The following is a 14,228-nucleotide window of genomic DNA, read 5'->3' as shown; positions in this document are numbered from 1 at the left end:
GTTAGAGAATGTTTTAATAATAATGCGGTTGGTTGACTGTGTCAACTACAAGATAAAAATTTTATGTTTTAATCTTGCAATGCTTTAGTCTGACATCACTGTAAAATAGGTAAGTTATGTAAAATATAGCGATTTTTTGACAATTGATATTATGACCGCTCAACAGAAGGATATTTTAAGTCTTAAACACAAAAAACTCTGATGGACTAAGCAGTCGATCAGAGTTTAACTAAACATTTATTATTGTTGTAAATCAGCAATACCTTTTGCGATTGATTCGAACACATGCGGGATATCGTCTTTTTCAATACAACTGAAAGCAACACGAATATCAGTTTTATTCAAAGCAATTGTACCGATAGAATAAGCATCAATTAAGTGTTTACGTAATGCTTCCGCATCTACACCTTTAACTTGGATTGCCATAAAATAACCAGAGTTGAAATCATATGGTGTCCAGTATGCTTTGAATTGCTCATCATATACCACTGATTTTGTTACTTCATAACGTTCGCGTAATGTATCAATATGACGTTGTACATCCGCTTCAAACGCTTCACGATGTTCAGGTTGTAATACATATTGAACCGCACTTTGTGAAGGCATAGGACCACTTGAGATATTACTACGGATTAATCCTTTAACTTTAGCTTCTAATACAGCTTTTGTAAGCTCGTCATTAATACCGAAAGTAATGAAGCCGACACGTAAGCCCCAAGCAAAGAATTCCTTAGTTGCGCCATCTAATCTTACTGGCAAGATATTTTCTGACTCAAGTTGAGTTAATGCTGAGAATAATGATTGCGTATAAACATCTTCATAGAATAGACCATAATATGCATCATCTACAATCGTGATTACTTTCGTACCACGATCAGCTAAGTCTTTAATCGCTTTTGCAATTACTTCAACTTGGTCTGCAGTTGGTGTATAACCAGTTGGGTTATTTGGGTAATTCAACAACAAGATGACTTTATCTTGATTATAATTCTCTAAAGCTTCTACAAAACCGTCAGTTGTGTAACGGTTTTCTTCATCAAAGATAGAATATGTTTGAATATCAGCACCGTGACGTGTATTAAAAATTAATTTATAGTTACCCCAGTTTTGTACAGGTAATAATAATGTATCGCCAGCGTTAACGAATAAGTCAGCTAAAATAGATAAGCCATGTGTTAATGCATTCGTCACGATAGGTCTTGAAATTTGTTTTTGTTCTAAATCAGGGTTTTCTTTTAGAATCTTTTCTTCCCATAACGCACGCAATGTCTCTAATCCTTGCGGTGGCGCATAAGGAAAAATTTCATCTGGGTCTAGATGTTGGTATAAACCGTAGATTGTATCAGAGTAAAGTTTTCCATTATCATCTGTCGCCATACCGATTGTTGCGTTATACTTTGTTGCTTTAGCTTCTGCTGATTGAGATAAAATGCCTTTAGGATAAAACATGTGTTTACCTAAGTCAGACAGCATGTCCAATATCACAGGGTTAGATTGTGTAAGTTGCTCATTTAAATCAAGCGCTAATGGATTCATAATAATTCCGCCTCACTTTTTAAAGTCTTCATACATTACTATATTATCTTGAATGCGCTCAAATAGAAAGTGGAGAACGACGATTTTCAGAAAATAGAGCCGATTATTATCATTGTCTCTTTAAAATTAGAAAAGATAACCATGAATGACGTATGATAATTTGATATACTGATTGTATTTGAGGTGAAAATATTGAAACATTTGACTAAAATTTTTGTTATCATCGCAATTCTAGCGTTTTTAGCTGGCGCTTATTTCCAATTTATTGAAGATGAAGGCGCGAGTATTAAAATGTTTTTAGCAGCTATCATGTTTATGATTTGTGCCTTTATCAGCCGTAATAATGATAGGAAAAAAAGAGAACAATATAAGCGTAAAAAGTAACTGTACAAGTTTATTGTGCAGTTATTTTTTATAGCATCTGTGTATATACAATATATACAGAATAGCCGATTTTATGACTGATTTTGTAAAAATTACGTAAAATCATAGACATAAATATCATATCTGTGTATACTGTGTATATACAGTTAGGGAGGAAGTTAGATGAAAATACTGCTTAAAAATAATAGTGAATATCCGATATATGAACAAATCAAGCAGCAGATCAAAGAAAATATACTCAAAGGTTATATTTCTCCCGGTGATCATCTTCCCTCTATGAGAGAACTTGCAAAAGACTTACGTGTGAGTTTGATTACAACCAAACGTGCATATGAAGATTTGGAGAAAGATGGGTTTGTGACCACTATTAGGGGAAAGGGCACTTACGTTAAAGAGCAAGACAATGCGATATTGAAAGAAAAACAATTTATAGTCATCGAAGATTTAACCAAATCATTAGTGAAAGAAGCAAAAACAATCGGTATGCCGCTTGAAGAATTAAATGAAATCTTAGCATTAATCTATGAGGAGGAAAATGAATGATAGAAAAAGCCATCGATGTACAGTCACTTACGTATCGTCATAAAAACTTCGCGCTTAAAGATATTTCATTTTATGTTCCTAAAGGTTATGTGACAGGTTTCATCGGCGCCAATGGAGCAGGTAAAACGACTATTATTCGTTTGTTGATGAACTTGATACATCGAGAATCTGGATATATTGAAATGTTTGGTTATGAAATGCCAAAACAAGAAAAAGAAATCAAAGAACAAATCGGTTTTATTTATTCAGAATTATACTTGAATGAAAAGTGGACCATTGAAAAAGTAGAACGATGTATTGGACCGATGTATCGTAATTGGGACAGTGACATTTTTCATCACTACATAGAACGCTTTAAATTACCGCTTAAGAAAAAGATCAAGACGTTTTCAACAGGGATGAAAATGAAGTTGTCTTTTGCGATTGCATTCAGTCATCATGCGAAATTGTTTATTTTAGATGAACCGACAGCGGGATTAGACCCGATTGCGAGAAATGAAGTATTGGAAATCATCCAAGAAGAACTCATAAACGAAGAGGTTTCAGTCTTTTTTTCAACACACATTATTTCTGACATCGAGAAGATTGCGGATCATCTTGTTTATCTTAAAGATGGACAGATTATCTTCAATGAACCAAAACATGTATTGTTAGATGATTATCAATTAATCAGAGGCAGTATTGAAGACTTAGATGATGAGTTGAAAAGCTACATTATCAATTTAAAAATTAAACAAACAGGTTATGTAGGATTAACGAAAGAAGCGGATGCGTTTAAAGAAATTTTTGGAGACCGAGTAGAAATTGCTAAACCGACAATTGAGGAATTGATGGTTAATGTTGAAAAAGGTGGCTTAGATGACGCAAAGCTTGGTGAAGTAATATGAAGATATTGCTGAAAAGAAACCTACTGCTAAGAAAGTATACCTTAATTGTTTATGCATTGATGATTATACTTGCACCAGTTGTATTACCTTTGATTAAAGGTGATTCAGTATGGAGTTTTATTATTAAAAATACGTTTGCAACGCTTGTTATGTTTATCATTATTTTTGATAGCGGACAAGTGTTCAGATTGCAATTTAAATTAGGAGGCAATAAAGCGTATTATTTCAATCACAGTTTACCTTTTTCAGCACGACAGCAGTTGAATACGCATTATTTAACGACGCTTTTGTTAGCATTAGCAGGTGCAATTGTATTAATCGTGTATAACGATGTGCCGCAAGGTGCAGAGATTAATAGTATTGAACTGATGACGCCTTTGACATTTATCGCAATTAACCTTTTAGGCCATGTAGTCGCATTCCCAAAGTGCTCTGAAGTCAGAAGAGATTTTATTCCTTACTGGGGCTATATTGTTGTTGCGAATATCGTTGTACCGATTTTAATCGCAATTGGTTTCTTGTTGATTGCGGTTGTAACAGAACGTTTTGATATGATGTCAGACAAAATGGTAGAAGTTTATATCAATAGGTTTGTGCTTTGGTCTGGCTTATTATGTATCGCAATATTTGTAGGAACATATTTTTATCAGCTTAAGAAAATAAATTCAAATCAGTAATCATTTAAAAGGAGGTCTTTTGATGAAACTAGAACATATTACAAAACAATACGGTTCTAACAAAGTGTTAGACGATATTGATTTTAATTTTGATCAAAGCCGCATTGTCGGTTTGATAGGGAAAAATGGTGTAGGTAAAACGACATTAATGAAAGTGATGAATGGCAATATCATCAATTATTCAGGTAAGGTGAATTTAGGTCCTGAGGAACGCGTCGGCTATTTAATTGAGCACCCTAAACTTTATGATAATAAATCTGGCTTATATAATTTGAAAATCTTTGCGCAAGTCTTAGGTAAAGGCTACGACAAAGCTTATGCTCAAAGTATTATTGATGCATTCGGCATGGCGCCTTATATCAAAAAGAAAGTCAAAAAGTACTCTATGGGTATGAAACAAAAACTTGCGATTGCAGTGTCATTGATGAATAAACCGAAATATTTAATTCTAGATGAACCGACAAACGGTATGGATCCAGATGGTTCAATTGATGTACTTGAAACGATTCAGCGTTTAGTTAAAGAGTTGGATATGAAGATTTTGATTTCGAGTCATAAATTAGAAGATATTGAATTGATTTGTGACCGTGCAGTGTTCTTAAGAGATGGTCATTTTGTACAAGATGTCGATATGGCAAAAGGGACACCGACAGATGTAACCGTCTTAGAATTAGGAACAGATTTATCAGATGAGAAATTTAAAGAGGTTTTAGATTATTTAACGATTCATTTCAGTATCTTACAAAGTCATAAAGACTCAGGTGAAATTTCATTGAAATCGATTAAAGATTACAAAGAGTTATTAAAAGGACTTGCTGGATTAGATGTCTTCCCAGAATACATTGAAACGCGTAAACAATCATTACGTGATACGTACTTCAATATTAACCAAAGAGGTGAGAAAAAGTGAATCTATTCCAACTTGTAAAACATGACATTATCAGTATCTTAAGAAGTCCATTAACGTATTTAGCACTTATTTTAACTTTACTTCCAATTATTGGAATGACCGCGTTGATTAATCAACAAATGCATAAAGTAGATGGAGATATTATTATGGCCATGGGTAGCTGGTTCTTCTCCATAGTTGGTTTACTGTTTATGATTAAAACAATCACAAGAGATATTTCTCAAGGTACGATTCAATTGTATTTAAACAAAACAAGCAATCGTATAAAGTATTTCATCGCGAAAGTCTTATCTATCGCATTTATCGCGATTTTTATCACAGTGCTTTTAGATGTGTTGGTGTTAATTATTCAAGCAGTCACAAAGGGACCTGATGTGAAAGATGAGAAGATGATACAAATTTTATGGTTCTACTTTATTTTCTTATTATTCTTTGGTCTGTTGTTATTCTTAGTTGCGTTAATCGTACCAAAACCAGCATTAATTTATGCTTTAGGTATATTCTTAGTCTTGATTGTACCGTTTGCGGAACCTTTCTTACCTATGATTCCAAAAATCGGTGATGATATCCAAAAAGCATTGAAGTATATTCCTTTCAGTTATCTAACAAACAAAACAACTACAGGGGAATTCAAATTCAGTAATTGGCAATGGTTTATTTCAGCAGCTTCTATTGTTGTCTTATTTATTGCTAATACGCTATATATTACAAAAAAAGATATTTAACAAAAAAGCCGGAATGCTAGTTAATGTACTCTAGCTTCCGGCAGTTTTATTATGGATTTAGTAATTTATTGATGATAGAATTATAAACTTCTTTCCAAAGGTTTGAATCTGTTTTGAAGCGGTTGCTGATGACAACATGAGTTTGTTGTACGGCTTCATCATAATTTTCATCCTCTTTATCTGGAAGTAATTTCTTTCTTGTTTCTTCAACGAAGACTTGTGCAGCTTTCGCGCGTGGACCCCACACATTTTCTTGTTCATATTGATCATTTAAAAATACGAAAATCGGAATCGCACGTGCTTTGCCATTTGTTAAATATTGATCAATCAAATCTGTGTCTTGGTCTCTATGAAAGACGCGTACTTCAAGGTCTAACAATTCGCTGATATGTTTTAAGATCGCAATGTTCATCATGGCATCCCCACACCAATCTTCAGAAATTGCGAGTACTTTACGATATGACTTTTGTTTAATTTGTTCGATACGTGGATCATCTTCAGGTACTGTGAAGCTTTTATAAATCTTAAGCAGTCCCTCTTGATTTTCTTTCATCTGAGAGATATACGTATCTAAATCTTGAGCGTTTTGAAAATATGTTTCTAACTTTGTCATCGATAAAACCCCCTTTGTTAATTGATAATATTATATCAACAAATGATTCAGAATTAAAAGGAAAGGTTGTGAAAATTCTAAAGATTATATAGTGTTGCAAATGTAGTTAATATATTTTGAAGAAAAAGTAATATATAAGTGAAATAGCACAGTGCAATTTCTAAAAATAGTAGTATGATATATATGTGCGAAAAATACATACGAAAGAGCAGTAAAAAGGAGTGATTCTTTTGAAGTATAAATTAGTCGCAGTACTTATGTTTTCAACGATAAGTGTAATAACTTTATTGATTTCAGGGTATATGAGTAGTACAAAATCAGTCGATTTATCTGAAATGACAATTAACAACATGAAGATGAATCAATCATTTAATCCAACAGGTTTTAATGAAAATCATAATATTCAAGTCGATCGCTATGCGTTTTATTATAATGATAAACATCCTAATTTTGTGGTGAAAGTTGATAAAGCAAACCATAAAATTAAAGGTATGGTTGTCATTAATGATAAAAACATTGAAACGAACATGGGCTTTAAAGTAGGAGACGACATCACTGATGTCATTCAAGTACTAGGCAGCAATTACCAATTAACAGAAGGTAAAAAAGGTTATAAAACATTGAATTATGTTGATAAAGAACATCATTTAAAACTTAAAGTCTTATATCAAGATGATGAAATTAAACGAATTGAATATTTTAAATGAGAATTCTGATTATAGATGGCATACTTGAAAGAAAACTTCAGCAGCCATCTTTTTACATAAGACGTGTTTTTTTAGTCAAAGGGGAAACATTTTAAAAGATATTCAAGTTAAAGTATAATTCAAGTAGATTTTGGAGGTGGCCATTGTGAATAAAATTACATTTTTAAATGATTTAGAAAGTGAATTAAGATGGTTGCCTAGAGATGAAAAAGATAAAATTATGTATGAATATGAAGATGTGTTCTACGAAGGTGAAAGAGAAGGACGTTCAGAAACTGATATTTTAAATGATATGGAAAGCCCTAAAAAAATTGCGAAAGAAATCTATGCGCAAAAAGCCATCAAGAATGCTGAATATGCGCCGAACGCACAAAATGTCACCAAAGCTGTTCTAGCTACACTTGGCTTAGGTATTTTATCTTTAATTATCATATTAATCCCATTATTCTTTGTGGTCATTCTTATGATTGTATTATTGCTTGCTTCGCTTGTACTGTTATTATCTCCAATTATTTTATTTGTAGCGAATGTGATGAGTGGATTTTCACAATTTATTTTCAGCGATTTCCTATTTGCCTTTAGTTACACTGGTCTTGGAATTATCTTTATTGTCTTTATCTTCAAATTGGTTGAGGTCATTTATAAATTAATTCTGAAGTATTTACGTTGGAATTTGAAATTGATTAGAGGGAGCATAAGCGCATGAGAAAACTATTATTAATCGGGATGATCACGTTTGTTGCTTTCTTCTCACTCGGCACTTTAGTCTGGTTTGTGCATGATCAAAGTAATTTGCCGGAGGAGCGCGTTGAAAAGACATTTCATAATAAAGATATTCAAGATATTTCAATCAGCGGCAATCGTGCAGACATCAAAATTGTACAAGGTAAGGAACTGAAGCTGAAATATAAGGGGCAACGTCCTATAAATTTCTCTGAACACAATAATATTCTTAAAATTTCTGAAGATAAAAAGGATGAAATAGCACCTAATATTAATCCGTATAAAAGAACAAAACAAGAAATGATTATTGAAGTACCGAAAAAACAATTAAACGATATTAATATTTCAACAGATATCGGCGCAATTAATTTGGATGGTGTACAAGCTGCGACAACAACAATTTGGAATAATGTTTCAGATGTACATATTAAAGATTCCAAATTGGAAAACGTAGAAATGAAATCAGATAGCAGCAAGTTAGCTTTTGAAAATAGTACGCTGAAAAATGGCAATTTCAAAATTCAAACAGGTGGTATCAGTGGAGACCATTCATTAGTAAAAGAGAGTATCTTCATTTTAGGTACAGGTCATATCAATTTCTCAAAGATGGCGAATTCTTGTGATATAAAAGCTTCAACAAAAAACGGCAATATTACTTTAAGCTATCTACATCCGCCAAAAGACACATTATTGAGACTGAACCCTGCTGAAGGTAAGAAATTAGTAAAAAACCCTCACTTTAAAAATGATAAAGTCGGTAAGGGTGAAAATGTTTTAGAATTCTATACAAATAAAGGTAATATCACAATCAAATAAAGAACTATCCAGACCTAAATGGGTTTGATAGTTGTTGAATAAAAGAAAAACGATTTTCATCAAAAGTCAGATGAAAATCGTTTTTCTTTATTTGTATTACTATTAATAGCTTATAATGCATTAGATTTTGTTTGTTGTTGTTCTAAAACGCCGTCTTCCATTTGATATACTTTGTCACAGAATTTCATCAAACGTTCATCATGTGTTACCACAAGACAGGTTTTATTTAATTCTTTTGTTTCTTTCTTTAAGATGTTCATGACTTCCATCGCATTTTCAGTGTCTAGTGAAGCGGTAGGTTCATCAGCTAAGATAATAGATGGATTGGTATATAAAGCTTTGACAATCGCAACACGTTGTTTTTGACCACCTGAAATTTCGCTTGGCAGTTTATTTTGAACTTCACTCAAACCTAAACGTTCTAATAAACTTGAAAGAGCTTCATCGCTTAAAACGTCTTTCTTTTGCTTCTTCAGTAATGTAAATTGTTGTTTGACTGTTAAGAATGGAACTAAGTTTGTGGCTTGTAAGATAAAGCCTATTTCGTTCATACGCGTATGTGCTAATTGTTTTTGGGAAAGATGTGTAATGGCTTGACCATTCACATAAATTTCACCTTCAGTCGGTGTCTGTAATGCCCCTGCCATCGTCAGGAATGTACTTTTTCCTGATCCAGAAGGACCGATAATACCGACAAGTTCAGTTTTATTAAATTGTACAGTTGTAGGTTTCACGGCTTCTATAATTTTATTACCGTCTTTAAAACGTTTCGTTACGTCTTTAAATTCTAACATTAATATTGTCACTCCTTTTTTATCCAATGGCTTTCAATGGGTCTACTTTACGGATAGTTAAAATAGAGAATAGGCTTCCAATCAGTGATACGACAATCAAAACAAGCCCGTAGATTATTAATGTCACAGGATTAAATGCGACAGGTACAGCATTTGGTAAGAAAGCACCTGTAATTAACGTCAGTGCTAAACCGATTAATGTTCCGATTAAAGAAATCATAAAGGTTTGTGCTAAAACTACTTTAGCTAAGTAACCATTTGTGAAACCTTGTGCTTTTAACACCCCAAATAAGTTCGTTTTTTGAAGGGTAATCACGTATAAGAAAATACCGATGACAGTTGCTGAAATGATGAATAAGAATGTAATCATAAAGTTCAGTGTCAGGTTCTGTGCTGTGTAACCAGGTAAATTTTCAACAAAGTTTTCAATGCTGACCGCTTCCAAATCAGAGTTGAGTGATTTATCCTTCCAATCTTTATCACGAACGACCACTGCATTCGTTTTATCTTTAGTTAGTTTAGGATTGATACTTTGAATCGTTTGATAATTCCCAAATAATACAGGAGATGCATTATATTTGGCGCTTTCTGTAAAACCGACAATCTTCAAAGTTTCATCTGATTGAGATAATGATAATTTATCGCCGATTTTAAAACCTTTATCTTTTAAAGTTTCATCTGCCATGACTTCGTTATCTTTTTTAAATTTATGACCTTGAATTAAATCAGGAATCAAGAAAGAATTTTTTGAGACCCCAAATAAGAGGGCGTTTTCTTCTTTTTTACCATTAGAAACAATAACGGCAGATTGTTTAAGTAATGCGGATTCTTTAAATGTATTTTTTGTTTCTTTTGTATCGAAGACAGATTGTGCGACAGTTTGATTTGCGTCTTTATTTAAGACAATCGCATCTGCATGCCATTTATCTATACCTTCACGGTTCATGTTAATCAAACCGCTTGCAAGGCCTGAAAGTAAAAATAGTAAGTAACTGATCATAATCAGTACACCGATGATTAATCCGAATTTCAATTTATTTCGTTGCATCTCGTTCCAAGCTAAAAACATAGGAGAACTCCTCTCAAATATTTAATTTTGAAATTGAGCGATAACAATTGATTGAATGCTATCAACTTAATTAGTCAATTATAGCATATATAGATCAAACTTGAAAATTAAAACAAAGTGTATCAAACTTTTTTTGTAAATACTTTTAATAAAAGAGGTGGAATTGTTGGAGATTAATTTAGATTGGGATAAAGAATTCCAAGAGTTTCAAGATATCCTTAACAGCAATTTGCATCCAGAGTGGTTGTATAATGCGAAGAAAAATATGATTTTAACACCTGCTTATACTGGACAAGGCAAGCAGTTTTTCTATACTAAAGATATTCTTAAAGCAAGTAAAACTTTGCCTTTTTTCTAATAGGATAGATAAAAATAAAAGCGGAAAGACATTAGTTATCAGTGTCTTTCCACTTTTAATCTATTATTCAGATGCGAAAGCTATATCAGTATCAATTTCACCATGAAGAGCGGTAATATCTAGTTCATGATGATTCAGCCATTGATTAAAATCAATACATACAGGTGCTTGATTTTCACCTAAACTTATCCAAGCTTTCATTGTTTCCGGTTGATACATAGAAGTATGAATAGTACCAGACCAACTGCCGAAGAGTTTACTATATATTTCATATTGTGGATCATTAAAAATTTCAAATGCTTTCATTTTATCCATATGAATATCTGTTTGTTTTAATGTTTTGGCTAAACGTGCTTTAGATTCTTTAGTGTAGTTACGATTTTCGTGGGTCAATAATTTGAAATGATTTGTGCATGTGCGGTCATATCGAACATCCAGACCTCTAGGTGTAACTTCTACAATCGCATTTTGATTATTTTTATCCATCATAATGTAACTGAATGAACTACGATGAGGAATTTCTTTTAATAGACGAATTGCTTCATCAGTATCGCGACAAAGTTCTAAAATTAAACGTCCAATCATATAACAGACAAAACCGTCTTGCGGATGTTTACGATGCATAAAATTATAACCCATAGCAAGACCCGCAGAATTAAGCCCATCCATTCTGCCTGTGACACGAGAAGTAGGTCCCATTTGAGCTAAGCCGCCATCATTTGGTTCATATAATAAATAACGTCCATCATATGTAGCAGGGTGGTAGTCATAATTGCGTACTAAATAATTGTCGCCAAGAAAAACCGTGCAGCCGCTATCTTTTTTGATAGGTGTAAAGCGATAGTGGGCAAAATTAAACACAATTTGTCTGATTGGTAATTCAAGTACTTCACGCATACCCATCAATTCTTCCCAAATTTGCGGTGCATATTGTTGGAAGATGGCGTGTGTTTCGTTGACATCGATATCAAAGCGCGGTAAACGTTTCTTCCATTCTTTTTCTCTATTTTGCATGAGTTTAGTTGTTTTCAGCCATTTGCCTGTTTCAACACCTAAATCATAATGTGATCCTCGAAATGTCATAATATCTGAGTGAACTTTTTGCATTCAAAATAACCCCTTAATGTTTCTCTTGATAATGTTACAAGAATGTAATTATTTGTTAATAGACTTAAGAAATCAATCCATATTATAATATATATGTAGAGAAAAAACTGTAAATACGGTTTGTAAATGTCACTTGAAACGAAGAAAGATTACGTTTAGAGGTGATTCATATGGTACAAGATTATTATAACAAAGCATATGCCGCTGTTTACAGATGGTGGAGAGGCGCGTAATACTTATTCTTGTGATTTAAGAGGTTAACCTTTTTCGGTTAGCCTCTTTTTAGTATAATAAGCTTTAGACATGCTTTAGCTTTTTTAATATAGGGTATATGTTTTAATGACCAATTTAAGTATGCTATTATTAGAGCATGCAGGCGATTATTTTTATAGAGGTGAAATCAAAATGTTAGACTTTATTAAAGGCTTTTTTAAATTCTTCTTCAGTTTAGCACTTATCGTGTCAGTTGTAGTTGGCGTAGGTGTAGCTGTATTTGCTTTCATCTTCAAGAAAGACTTTGAAGATATCGAAAGAAGAACAAAAGAAATCGTTGCTGATATTGAATCAGGCAACAGTAATTAATTGTAATAGAATTAATGTAAAAGCACTTGCTGAGTAATGAATTCAGCAAGTGCTTTTTTCATGGGTCTGAAAGGCTAAGAAGCGTTGCGACATAATGTGATTTGAACAATGTCGAGCAAAGAAAGTTTAATCTGCTGTTGTTGTTTTAAATTGATACCGATTAAGATTTGCTCTAAGTAATTAATCTTTTCTGGCATCATTTTGATAGTTTTTATCCAACCACCTTTAAAATAACGTATACGAATCGGACATTGCTCTTGAAATGCGATATGAATATGTTGGTTCAATTCATGAATTTGATCTTCGGATAAAATGGGACGTTCTACCTTAGTTTGATCCACCGCATATTGATGTAGGCGTTCAAATTGTTCGGGCAATGTCGCAAAAGGTGCCCATTTAACCATACCTCTGCCCATCGGAATATTCGCGTTTAGCTGTTCTCGTGGAATTTTCCGATAATCTGTTTCTTCTTTAGATGTATCCATCACTATCACCTGCTTAAGTAAGAGTTGATAGTTTTATTATACGAACACTTGTTCGTATTTTCAACTATATTTAGTCGTTTAACATAAGAAAACAGTTTCAGAATTGAACTATTATCATTTTTCAGAATAATCCCGTACAATAGGAGATAAGATGAGGAGGTAATAATATGACGAAATCAGGTTATATTGGATCTTACACAAAGAAAGATGGTAAAGGGATTTACCGCTTCGTACTAGACGAAGACAAAGCAGCAGTCACTGAAGTTGCGACTGCCTATGAAATTGAGGCTTCTACTTTTATTGCACGCCATAATCAATTTTTATACGCGATTACAAAAGAAGGCGAACGTTGCGGTGTCGCAAGTTTCAGAGTTGAAAATGACGGTACATTAACTTTACTTAATAAATGTTTAGACTCTGTCGAAGGCACAGGATGTTATATTTCTGTATCAGAAGATGGCAATTATTTATTTGAAGCGGTCTATGGTGCAGGACTTTTACGTTTATACGAATTAGATGCAGCAACAGGTGAAGTTGTGCGTTTAATTGAAGAGTTGGAACATAAATATCCGACAGGTCCGCATGAACGTCAAGAACATGCACATGTCCACTATGTTCAACAAACACCAGACAAAAAATATGTAGCTGCTTGCGATTTAGGTACAGACAGAGTAGTCAGCTACACATATGATGAAGATGGCTATCATGAAGCAGCAGTATCTGAATTTACTGCAGGTTATGGCCCACGTCATATCGCTTTCCACGAAAAACAACCTTATGCTTATGTCGTACATGAGCTTTCAAATAAAGTAAGTGTCACAAAATATGATGACGGTCATTTTGAAGAAGTAGGTGTTTATGTAACGATTCCAGAAGACTTCGCAGAAGCAACGAAACTTGCTGCTGTACATTTATCACATGACCAACGTTTCTTATATGTCAGCAACCGTGGTCATGATAGTATCGCAGTATTCGAAGTCAGCGACAAAGGTGATGCATTAAAATTAGTTGAAATCGTGAAAACAGGCGGAGAGTTCCCGCGTGACTTCAATATTTCAGGTGATGATCAATATATTGTATGTGCACACCAAGAAGGCGATTCTCCAGTAACTGTTTTAAAACGCGATAAAGAAACAGGTCAACTGACATTAACAGATGACAAACAACACGCTGCAGAAGGTGTATGTGTCATTTTTGATTAAAGTAAAACAGTTGTAAAAGCTATAGAGTAACCAGCATCTTTTGAAAGGTGCTGGTTTTTTTATGGTTTTATTATAAGAATTAATTATCATATGAATTATAATAATTTATT

At 33.3% G+C, this 14,228-nt stretch carries 18 protein-coding genes; 12 read left to right on the top strand and 6 right to left on the bottom strand.

Annotated features, from left to right (window positions below; genetic code table 11):
* Positions 1 to 240 precede the first annotated feature (240 nt).
* On the bottom strand, positions 241 to 1,536 hold the full coding sequence (locus tag BU038_RS09840; protein ID WP_107605889.1) for an aminotransferase class I/II-fold pyridoxal phosphate-dependent enzyme: 1,296 nt from the start codon (positions 1,534 to 1,536) through the stop codon (positions 241 to 243).
* Positions 1,537 to 1,728: 192 nt separating this feature from the next.
* Here BU038_RS09840 and BU038_RS09835 point away from each other — a divergent pair, with 192 nt between their 5' ends.
* The 6 genes from BU038_RS09835 (at position 1,729) to pmtD (ending at position 5,662) form a co-directional block, all read left to right on the top strand.
* Entirely contained in the window at positions 1,729 to 1,920 is a 192-nt protein-coding gene (locus tag BU038_RS09835) for an SE1626 family protein (RefSeq protein WP_002481712.1), read from the top strand.
* A gap of 162 nt (positions 1,921 to 2,082) precedes the next feature.
* Entirely contained in the window at positions 2,083 to 2,463 is a 381-nt protein-coding gene (gene pmtR, locus BU038_RS09830) for a PSM export ABC transporter transcriptional regulator PmtR (protein WP_002481711.1), read from the top strand.
* Positions 2,460 to 3,350 carry a phenol-soluble modulin export ABC transporter ATP-binding protein PmtA gene (pmtA, locus tag BU038_RS09825; protein ID WP_107605888.1) on the top strand — a complete coding sequence of 297 codons (891 nt, stop codon included), beginning with the start codon at positions 2,460 to 2,462 and terminating at the stop codon, positions 3,348 to 3,350. The genes pmtR and pmtA overlap by 4 nt, the downstream gene beginning before the upstream one ends.
* Positions 3,347 to 4,027 carry a phenol-soluble modulin export ABC transporter permease subunit PmtB gene (pmtB, locus tag BU038_RS09820; RefSeq protein WP_107605887.1) on the top strand — a complete coding sequence of 227 codons (681 nt, stop codon included), beginning with the start codon at positions 3,347 to 3,349 and terminating at the stop codon, positions 4,025 to 4,027. Before pmtA ends, pmtB begins: the two co-directional genes overlap by 4 nt.
* 22 nt (positions 4,028 to 4,049) lie before the next feature.
* Positions 4,050 to 4,937, top strand: coding sequence for a phenol-soluble modulin export ABC transporter ATP-binding protein PmtC (gene pmtC / locus BU038_RS09815; protein ID WP_107605886.1), 888 nt, complete (start codon positions 4,050 to 4,052; stop codon positions 4,935 to 4,937).
* The gene (gene pmtD / locus BU038_RS09810; protein WP_107605885.1) at positions 4,934 to 5,662 is read left to right on the top strand and encodes a phenol-soluble modulin export ABC transporter permease subunit PmtD; all 729 of its coding nucleotides are present in this window, start codon (positions 4,934 to 4,936) and stop codon (positions 5,660 to 5,662) included. Before pmtC ends, pmtD begins: the two co-directional genes overlap by 4 nt.
* A gap of 49 nt (positions 5,663 to 5,711) precedes the next feature.
* Here pmtD and BU038_RS09805 read toward each other — a convergent pair whose 3' ends face one another.
* Positions 5,712 to 6,275 (bottom strand): thioredoxin family protein, encoded by a 564-nt coding sequence (locus BU038_RS09805; protein ID WP_107605884.1) that lies wholly within the window; start codon positions 6,273 to 6,275, stop codon positions 5,712 to 5,714.
* Positions 6,276 to 6,496: 221 nt separating this feature from the next.
* Between BU038_RS09805 and BU038_RS09800 the strand changes: the two genes are divergently transcribed.
* The 3 genes from BU038_RS09800 (at position 6,497) to BU038_RS09790 (ending at position 8,521) form a co-directional block, all read left to right on the top strand.
* A complete protein-coding gene (locus BU038_RS09800; protein ID WP_241963169.1) occupies positions 6,497 to 6,982 on the top strand; it encodes a hypothetical protein in 486 nt (161 codons plus the stop codon).
* Positions 6,983 to 7,127: 145 nt separating this feature from the next.
* Complete coding sequence (locus tag BU038_RS09795) at positions 7,128 to 7,688, top strand: HAAS signaling domain-containing protein (protein ID WP_107605882.1); 561 nt, start codon at positions 7,128 to 7,130, stop codon at positions 7,686 to 7,688.
* Positions 7,685 to 8,521 (top strand): DUF4097 family beta strand repeat-containing protein, encoded by an 837-nt coding sequence (locus BU038_RS09790; RefSeq protein ID WP_107605881.1) that lies wholly within the window; start codon positions 7,685 to 7,687, stop codon positions 8,519 to 8,521. The genes BU038_RS09795 and BU038_RS09790 overlap by 4 nt, the downstream gene beginning before the upstream one ends.
* 110 nt (positions 8,522 to 8,631) lie before the next feature.
* Here the strand turns inward: BU038_RS09790 and BU038_RS09785 are convergent, their stop codons facing one another.
* Together BU038_RS09785 and BU038_RS09780 are read right to left on the bottom strand one after the other, a co-directional pair.
* Entirely contained in the window at positions 8,632 to 9,315 is a 684-nt protein-coding gene (locus BU038_RS09785; protein WP_107605880.1) for an ABC transporter ATP-binding protein, read from the bottom strand.
* Positions 9,316 to 9,334: 19 nt separating this feature from the next.
* The gene (locus tag BU038_RS09780; protein WP_107605879.1) at positions 9,335 to 10,384 is read right to left on the bottom strand and encodes an ABC transporter permease; all 1,050 of its coding nucleotides are present in this window, start codon (positions 10,382 to 10,384) and stop codon (positions 9,335 to 9,337) included.
* A gap of 166 nt (positions 10,385 to 10,550) precedes the next feature.
* On the opposite strand from BU038_RS09780, the gene BU038_RS09775 reads away from it, so the two are divergent.
* Positions 10,551 to 10,742 carry a hypothetical protein gene (locus BU038_RS09775; RefSeq protein WP_107605878.1) on the top strand — a complete coding sequence of 64 codons (192 nt, stop codon included), beginning with the start codon at positions 10,551 to 10,553 and terminating at the stop codon, positions 10,740 to 10,742.
* Positions 10,743 to 10,805: 63 nt separating this feature from the next.
* On the opposite strand, the gene BU038_RS09770 is transcribed toward BU038_RS09775, so the two are convergent.
* Positions 10,806 to 11,849: a C45 family autoproteolytic acyltransferase/hydolase gene (locus BU038_RS09770; RefSeq protein ID WP_107605877.1), complete on the bottom strand. Its 1,044-nt coding sequence runs from the start codon at positions 11,847 to 11,849 to the stop codon at positions 10,806 to 10,808.
* A 405-nt stretch (positions 11,850 to 12,254) separates the two neighbouring features.
* Here BU038_RS09770 and BU038_RS09765 point away from each other — a divergent pair, with 405 nt between their 5' ends.
* The gene (locus BU038_RS09765; RefSeq protein ID WP_096754678.1) at positions 12,255 to 12,431 is read left to right on the top strand and encodes a hypothetical protein; all 177 of its coding nucleotides are present in this window, start codon (positions 12,255 to 12,257) and stop codon (positions 12,429 to 12,431) included.
* Between the two features lie 74 nt (positions 12,432 to 12,505).
* Here BU038_RS09765 and BU038_RS09760 read toward each other — a convergent pair whose 3' ends face one another.
* Positions 12,506 to 12,916 carry a YolD-like family protein gene (locus BU038_RS09760; protein WP_107605876.1) on the bottom strand — a complete coding sequence of 137 codons (411 nt, stop codon included), beginning with the start codon at positions 12,914 to 12,916 and terminating at the stop codon, positions 12,506 to 12,508.
* Positions 12,917 to 13,083: 167 nt separating this feature from the next.
* On the opposite strand from BU038_RS09760, the gene pglS reads away from it, so the two are divergent.
* Positions 13,084 to 14,118: a 6-phosphogluconolactonase gene (gene pglS / locus BU038_RS09755; protein WP_107605875.1), complete on the top strand. Its 1,035-nt coding sequence runs from the start codon at positions 13,084 to 13,086 to the stop codon at positions 14,116 to 14,118.
* Positions 14,119 to 14,228: the final 110 nt, after the last annotated feature.

The organism is Staphylococcus simulans (assembly GCF_003043455.1).
Taxonomy (GTDB): Bacteria; Bacillota; Bacilli; order Staphylococcales; family Staphylococcaceae; genus Staphylococcus; species Staphylococcus simulans_A.
The sequence above is the reverse complement of the archived record's forward strand: the minus strand, read 5'-3'. Positions and strand labels throughout refer to the sequence as shown.

Bases quoted from the DNA above. Each gene is read 5' to 3' on its own strand.
- BU038_RS09780 (WP_107605879.1), bottom strand. From the start codon at position 10,384: ATGTTTTTAGCTTGGAACGAGATGCAACGAAATAAATTGAAATTCGGA.
- pmtB (WP_107605887.1), top strand. From the start codon at position 3,347: ATGAAGATATTGCTGAAAAGAAACCTACTGCTAAGAAAGTATACCTTA.
- BU038_RS09805 (WP_107605884.1), bottom strand. From the start codon at position 6,275: ATGACAAAGTTAGAAACATATTTTCAAAACGCTCAAGATTTAGATACG.
- pmtR (WP_002481711.1), top strand. From the start codon at position 2,083: ATGAAAATACTGCTTAAAAATAATAGTGAATATCCGATATATGAACAA.
- BU038_RS09785 (WP_107605880.1), bottom strand. From the start codon at position 9,315: ATGTTAGAATTTAAAGACGTAACGAAACGTTTTAAAGACGGTAATAAA.
- BU038_RS09770 (WP_107605877.1), bottom strand. From the start codon at position 11,849: ATGCAAAAAGTTCACTCAGATATTATGACATTTCGAGGATCACATTAT.
- BU038_RS09840 (WP_107605889.1), bottom strand. From the start codon at position 1,536: ATGAATCCATTAGCGCTTGATTTAAATGAGCAACTTACACAATCTAAC.
- BU038_RS09765 (WP_096754678.1), top strand. From the start codon at position 12,255: ATGTTAGACTTTATTAAAGGCTTTTTTAAATTCTTCTTCAGTTTAGCA.
- BU038_RS09760 (WP_107605876.1), bottom strand. From the start codon at position 12,916: ATGGATACATCTAAAGAAGAAACAGATTATCGGAAAATTCCACGAGAA.
- BU038_RS09790 (WP_107605881.1), top strand. From the start codon at position 7,685: ATGAGAAAACTATTATTAATCGGGATGATCACGTTTGTTGCTTTCTTC.
- pglS (WP_107605875.1), top strand. From the start codon at position 13,084: ATGACGAAATCAGGTTATATTGGATCTTACACAAAGAAAGATGGTAAA.
- pmtA (WP_107605888.1), top strand. From the start codon at position 2,460: ATGATAGAAAAAGCCATCGATGTACAGTCACTTACGTATCGTCATAAA.
- pmtC (WP_107605886.1), top strand. From the start codon at position 4,050: ATGAAACTAGAACATATTACAAAACAATACGGTTCTAACAAAGTGTTA.